This window comes from Pseudomonas sp. FSL R10-0056 (assembly GCF_009600105.1).
Taxonomy (GTDB): Bacteria; Pseudomonadota; Gammaproteobacteria; order Pseudomonadales; family Pseudomonadaceae; genus Aquipseudomonas; species Aquipseudomonas bubulae.
In genome coordinates this window covers 1-6,593 of sequence record NZ_WIWL01000020.1, presented here as the reverse complement: position 1 = coordinate 6,593, position 6,593 = coordinate 1, and the positions used below count along the sequence as shown (strand labels likewise).

The following is a 6,593-nucleotide window of genomic DNA, read 5'->3' as shown; positions in this document are numbered from 1 at the left end:
CAGCAGCACCCGCGGCGCCTGCCGCAGCACCGGGTCCGGTCAAGGAAACCGCAGCGGTATCGGGGCTCGCCAGCCTTGGCAACCCGCCGCCCGAGTACCCATCCCTGGCCTTGCGACGCAGTTGGGAAGGCACTGTGGTGCTGCGAATCAAGGTACTGCCCAACGGGCGCGCCGGGACGGTGGAGGTCACCAAATCCAGCGGTAAACAGGCACTCGATGACGCGGCTGTAGAAGCCGTACGCAACTGGAAGTTTGTCCCGGCCAAACGAGGGGATACCCCCATCGAAGGATTTGCCACCCAGACCATCTCTTTCAAATTGCCGGAATAACCCAGCCGGGTGCCGACACTAACTTTTATTTAGCCGCCGTGTGAGGTGTAACCATGAACGAGTCTATGTCTTCCATGATTGTCCCCGGGGTGCTCTGGGCACTGGTGCTGTTTTCGGTGGTGAGCTGGGCCTTGCTGCTCATCAAGTCATCGCAATACCTGCGCCAGAAAGCGCAAAACTCGCAATTCAGCAAAGCCTTCTGGGCAGCCCCTGACCTGCTGACGGCGGCCGAACACGCCAGCCAGTACCCCGGTGCCCTGGCCCGCATCGCCAACAGTGGTTTTGAAGCCATGATTGTTGATGACAGCCCGCGCACCACCCAGCAACTGGCCCACACCATCAACCGCTCCGATCGTCTGGAGCGCAACCTGCGCCAGCAGATCCAAAAAGAGCGCCGCGCCCTGGAAAGCGGTCAGGCGATACTTGCCAGTATCGGCAGCACCGCGCCCTTTATCGGTCTGTTCGGCACCGTGTGGGGAATCATGGAAGCGCTGCAAACCATCGGCGCAACCGGCTCCGCCAGCCTGGAGACCGTGGCCGGGCCCATCGGTCATGCCCTGATCGCCACCGGTGTGGGGATCGCGGTCGCGGTACCGGCAGTGCTGATTTACAACTTCTTCCTGCGTCGCCTCAAGCTGGCCTCGGCCAACATGGACGACTTTGCCCATGACTTCGACGCCCTCGCCCAGCGCAGCGCCTTTGCCATCGACCGTCAGGCCATTTCCAACAAGCGCACCCCAGTGCGGGAGGCAAGCTGATGTCTTTCTCAACCCAGGACAGTGACGAAGTACTCAGCGAAATGAACGTCACCCCGCTGGTGGACGTGATGCTGGTACTGCTGGTGGTGTTTATCGTGACCACGCCGATGATGACCAACGCGATCAAGATCAACCTGCCCAAGACCGACGCCGTGGCCTCGGCGCAAAAAAAGGACCCGGTGGTGGTCAGCGTTGACCAGGACGGCAAGTTCTACCTGGCCAAGAACGAAGTGGCCCCCGAACTGCTGGAAAAAAGCCTGCAGGACGTGAAGGCCCAGGACCCGGAAGTGCGCGTGCAGTTGCAGGCGGACGAAGGTGTCAACTACGGCCAGGTGGCCAAGGCCATGGCCTCCATTGAACGCTCGGGCATTACCAAGATATCGGTGATGACCGCCAGATGAAGCCCTCACCCCAACCCTCTCCCATAGGGAGAAGGCCAGGGTGAGGGGCTTTTGATCCTGATGTAACCACGCACCACCCACGCCGCGCAGGGGCTTTTGGCCCCTGCAGGGGAGCGGCTTGCTTGAAAAAAGTGTTTTGCCCGGGTCGACACAACCCAACTGGAGTCATGAGGGCTCACAAGGCCATTCCAATAAACGTCTGAATAAGCCGGAAATAACCATGCAGATGAAGAGTTCAGGTTTTACCCTCAAGCCGCTCGTTGCAAGCTTGCAGCGACACCGTTTTGTGCCGTTGTATCTGGTCGCTCTGGGGATGAGCGCGGGCCAGTTGCAGGCAGCCGAAGTGAGCACCACGGATGATTCGTCCGCTGCCGTCAGTGCGGCCACGGTCAGCACCGACAGCGCCGCAGCGCCGGCCACCACGCAACTGGACCGGGTCGAAGTGACCGGTTCGGCGATTCGCCGGGTGGATGCCGAAACCGCCGTGCCGATCACCATCCTGCGCGCCGAGCAGTTGCGCAACGAAGGCGTGACCACCACGGCCGAAATCATGCAGCGCGTGACGGGCAACCAGTCACTTCGCAACTCGGCCAGCTCCGTGGGTTCCGGTACCGGGGGGTCGACCTTTGCCGACATGCGCGGTATCGGTGCCAACAAGACCCTGGTGCTGCTCAACGGCCGCCGTTTGGGCAATAACGCCATTGACGGTTCCGCGGTAGACCTGAACACCATCCCGTTTGCCGCCATTGACCGCGTCGAGGTATTGCGCGACGGCGCATCGGCCTTGTACGGCACTGACGCGATTGGCGGCGTGATCAACTTCATCACCAAAAAATCCATGACCGACGGCACCCTGTCACTGGGCGGCGAAGGTGCAGATGCCAGTGGTGGTGGCGATAGCCACGATATCAGCGGTAGCTGGGGCTACGGCGATCTGGAAAAAGACCGTTTCAACGTCATGGCCGTTGCCGGCTATAACAAGCAAAACGCCCTGCATGCCAAGGACCGCACGTTCGCCAGTAACTACGAACCGGGCCGCGGTCTGGATCAGACTTCCGGCACGTCCAACCCCGCCAACTGGAGCCAGGGCAATATCAATACCAACCCGCTGGCGGCCAATGGTTGCAACGGGGCAAACCTGGTCCTGCGCCAGGGGCTATGCCGCTATGACACGCGCAACTATATCGACCTGCTGCCTGAAACCGAGAAGACCTCCTTTTTCGGCAAAGCGACCGGCAAGATCACCGATGACGACAACGTCAACCTGGAGTATTTCTGGGCCCGTAACAACAATGCCGTGGGTGTTGCCCCCGCACCACTGATTGGCGCCAGCATGGACCCGAGTTCGCCTTACTACCCGGGCAACGGCATAACCCCGGGCACCAGCGATCCATCCTTCGATCCCTCGCAACCGATCGGCCTGAACTGGCGTGAAACCGCTGCCGGTGGCCGCCAGAGCAAAGACCAGAATACCAGCCAGCGCCTGGTATTGAGCTTCGATGGTGTGGCCAAGGGCTGGGATTACAATGTCGGTGCCTCGTACAACCAGAATCAGGTGAACTCCAGTGTGACTGGCGGTTACGCCAGCGACGCGGCCATGCTCAACGGCATTGCTGATGGCATCATCAACCCGTTTGGCCCGCAAACACCTGCCGGGCAGGCCTATATCGACGATCACCAATACCATGGCCAGTACATGTCCTCGGTGGGCCGGGTCACCGGTATCGACGGGCGCATGAGCCGTGAGATCGGCGACTGGTTCGGCGCAGGCCCGTCGGGCCTGGCGATCGGCGGTGAATATCGTCAGGAGAAGTTCCACCAGACCTTCGATGGTTTTGTCGCGGATATTTCCAGCCTCGGGGCCGACCCCGACGCCAGTGTCTCGGGTGACCGTAACGTCAAGGCGGTGTACACCGAGCTGAACGTGCCCGTACTCGACAGCCTCGAACTGTCAGCCGCCGTGCGTCACGACAAGTACAGCGACTTTGGCAGCACCACCAACCCGAAATACTCGTTCCGCTACCAGCCGGTCAAGGAGCTGGTGGTTCGCGGTGCCTACAGTGAGGGCTTCCGCGCACCGTCGCTGTACGAGCTGTACAACCCGCAGTACACCACTTACACCCAGGGCTACTACAACGATCCGCGCCTGTGCACCGGTGGCGTAGTGCAACCGGGGGGCAACGCCGGGCGCGATTGCGGCCAGCAGTTCCATAACCGCACCGGCGGCAACACTGAACTGTCCCCTGAAAAAGCCCGCAACGTGACCGTCGGTTTTGTCTACCAACCGGTGCGCAATCTGTCGATGGGCCTGGATTTCTGGTGGATCCACATCGCCAACCAGATTGCCGAGTTCCCGGAATCCACCGTCTTTGACGATCCGAACGCCTATGCCGACCGCTATGTGCGCAATGCCGACGGTTCGCTCAACTATGTACAGACCGGCCTCGCCAACCTGGGTGCTGTCAAGACCAGCGGTGTTGACGTGTCGCTGGACTACAAGTTCCCCAACACTCCCTACGGCCAGTTCGGCCTTGGCCTGCAAGGCACCTATGTGTCGCGCTATGACTACCAGACCACCATTGGCGGCAGCTACACCGACAAAGTGGGCGCGTTCAAGGATGACGGCATGGTCGCGCGCTGGAAACACGTGCTGAGCGGCACCTGGAACCTGGGCGCCTACCGGGCCTCGCTGGTCAACCGCTTCACCAGCGGCTATGACGACGCCGATCCGGACACCCACTCCCGTGTAGCGTCTTACACCTTGTGGGATATCTCCGGTGGCTACACTTTCAATAAGACCGTGGACCTGGATGCGGGGATCAAGAACATGTTCGACCGTAACCCGCCGTTCTCCAACCAGGCCTACAACTTCCAGAATGGCTTCGATCCGCGTTATGCCGATCCGATGGGCCGTACGTTCTTCGCCCGTGCCACCTATCACTTCTGAGCAACCACCGCTGCCGGCTCACTCCGGCTGGTAGCGGGTTAACTGCGAAATCGCGACCCCGCCGCATTTTAACGCGCAATGCGGCGGGGATTTTTCCAGGCAGTCGATGGTTCAACACGCGGTACAAGGAAGCCCAATGATGTCTGCATTTTTCCTGCCCCTGCTCCGTTCGCTGCTGGTGCCCGTGCTGTCCTGCGTGTGCCTGAGCGTCAACGCCGCGCCCGGCCATGCCCTGACGGTGTATGGCGAAGCGCCCAAATACCCGGCCGACTTCCAGCACTTCGATTTTGTAAACCCGAACGCGCCCAAGGGCGGTTCGCTCAGTCGAACATCGATGGAAATCGGTCAGTTCACCTACCTGTCACCCTATATCGACCAGGGCACCGGTGTCGCCCAGGTCGATCAATGGGTGAATGCCCCCCTGGCCTTCCGCTCGCTGGACGAGCCCTATACGGTTTACGGGCTTGTCGCGCAGAAGATCGAGCGCGACCCCGACGGCCTGTGGGTGCGTTTCTACCTGAACCCCAAGGCCCGTTTCGCTGACGACACGCCGATCACCGCCCAAGACGTGGCCTTTACCTACGACACGCTGATGACCAAAGGCAGCCTGAGCTATCGCATGCTCTACGGCGAGGTCAAGGACAGGGTCATCGAAGGCCCGCTGCAGATTCGTTTCGACTTCAAGAACAACCAGAACCGCACCCTGGCGCTGGATCTGGCCAGTCTGCATATCCTCCCGGAACACTGGTGGAAGACCCGCGACTTTACCGCCGGTGGCGGCTACGAGCCACCGCTGGGCAGCGGTCCGTATTCGGTCTCCGGGGTTGACCCGGGGCGCAGTGTCACCTTTGCGCGCAACAAAAACTGGTGGGCCAAAGACTTGCCCGTCAGCAAGGGCCTGTACAACTTCGATAGCTTGAAAGTGATGTTTTACAGTGACATCGACGTGGCCCGCGAGATGCTCAAGGCCGGGGCATTCGATTACAACCGCGAGTTCTCCGCCACCGGTTTCAGCATCGGCTACGCCAGCCCGGTGCTCAGCGACGGGCGCCTGCAAAAAGGCGTGTTCGCCAAGGAAAAACCCAGTGCCGGCCAGGGGTTTACCTTCAACCTGCAAAACCCGTTTTTCCAGGATCGCCGGGTACGCGAGGCGCTGAGCCTGCTGTGGGATTTTGAATGGACCAACAAGCAGATGATGCGCAACTTCTATGTCCGCGCGCAGAGCTACTTCCCGAAAAGCGAAATGTCCGCCACGGCACTGCCCGACGCCCGTGAACTGGAGATTCTCGAACCCTTGCGCGGGCAGATCCCCGATGAAGTGTTCACCCAGGTGTACCAGGCGCCGAAAACCGATGGCAGCGGTTATATCCGCGACAAACAACTGCAAGCCCTGGCGCTGCTCAAGGAAGCCGGCTGGACACCCAAAGACAACCTGCTGGTCAACGCCAAGGGCGAACCGCTGCGCTTCACCTTTCTCGACAGCCCCAGCGGCTTCGATCGCATGGTTTTGCCCTGGAAACGTACGCTGGCGCAGATCGGTATCACCATGGACATTCGCAAGGTCGACTCGGCGCAGTACATCAACCGCACCAATGCCCGTGACTACGACATGATGGTCGGCCAGTTCCCCCGCAGCGGCCAGCCGATCGTCTCGCCCGGCCGTGAGTTGTACGACATGTTTGGCTCACGCAGCGCCACCCAGGCGGGCGCTTCCAACAACATGGTGCTGCGCAACCCGGCCGTCGACAAGCTGATTGACGGGGTAGTCCAGGCCAACAGCCGCGAGGAGATGGTGCATTACACCCGCGCCCTCGACCGCGTATTGCTGTGGAACTACTACATGATCCCTCACTACTACTCGGTCGGCACCCCGACGGTGTACCTGAACCGCTTCGGCCAGCCCGCCAGGGAGGCCAAATTCGACGAAGGCCTGGACACCTGGTGGGAAGTCAGCAAAACCCCATTAACCAATGCTGCGTATGGCCAGGCCAACGCACAGCCGGAGGGTCATTGAGATGCTGCATTACATCAGCCGTCGCCTGTTACTCATCATCCCCACCCTGCTGTGCATTCTGGTGGTCAACTTTATGATCGTGCAGGCCGCCCCCGGTGGTCCGGTGGATCAGGCCATTGCCCGCCTGCAGGGCTTCGGTGGCGC

The 6,593-nt window shown here is 60.8% G+C and carries 5 protein-coding genes and 1 pseudogene; all 6 read left to right on the top strand.

Annotated elements, in window-relative coordinates:
• Positions 1 to 329 (top strand): energy transducer TonB (locus GHO42_RS01275; RefSeq protein ID WP_153380878.1); only part of this gene is annotated, 329 nt, incomplete at its 5' end.
• 53 nt (positions 330 to 382) lie between these two features.
• The gene (locus GHO42_RS01270; protein WP_095002841.1) at positions 383 to 1,087 is read left to right on the top strand and encodes a MotA/TolQ/ExbB proton channel family protein; all 705 of its coding nucleotides are present in this window, start codon (positions 383 to 385) and stop codon (positions 1,085 to 1,087) included.
• Positions 1,087 to 1,488, top strand: a complete 402-nt coding sequence (locus tag GHO42_RS01265; RefSeq protein WP_016780647.1) for a biopolymer transporter ExbD — start codon at positions 1,087 to 1,089, stop codon at positions 1,486 to 1,488. Before GHO42_RS01270 ends, GHO42_RS01265 begins: the two co-directional genes overlap by 1 nt.
• Positions 1,489 to 1,708: 220 nt before the next feature.
• Positions 1,709 to 4,435, top strand: coding sequence for a TonB-dependent receptor (locus GHO42_RS01260; RefSeq protein WP_095018633.1), 2,727 nt, complete (start codon positions 1,709 to 1,711; stop codon positions 4,433 to 4,435).
• A gap of 136 nt (positions 4,436 to 4,571) precedes the next feature.
• Entirely contained in the window at positions 4,572 to 6,449 is a 1,878-nt protein-coding gene (locus tag GHO42_RS01255) for an extracellular solute-binding protein (protein ID WP_095002843.1), read from the top strand.
• 1 nt (position 6,450) lies between these two features.
• Positions 6,451 to 6,593, top strand: a pseudogene (locus GHO42_RS01250) (peptide ABC transporter permease); the annotation flags it as partial.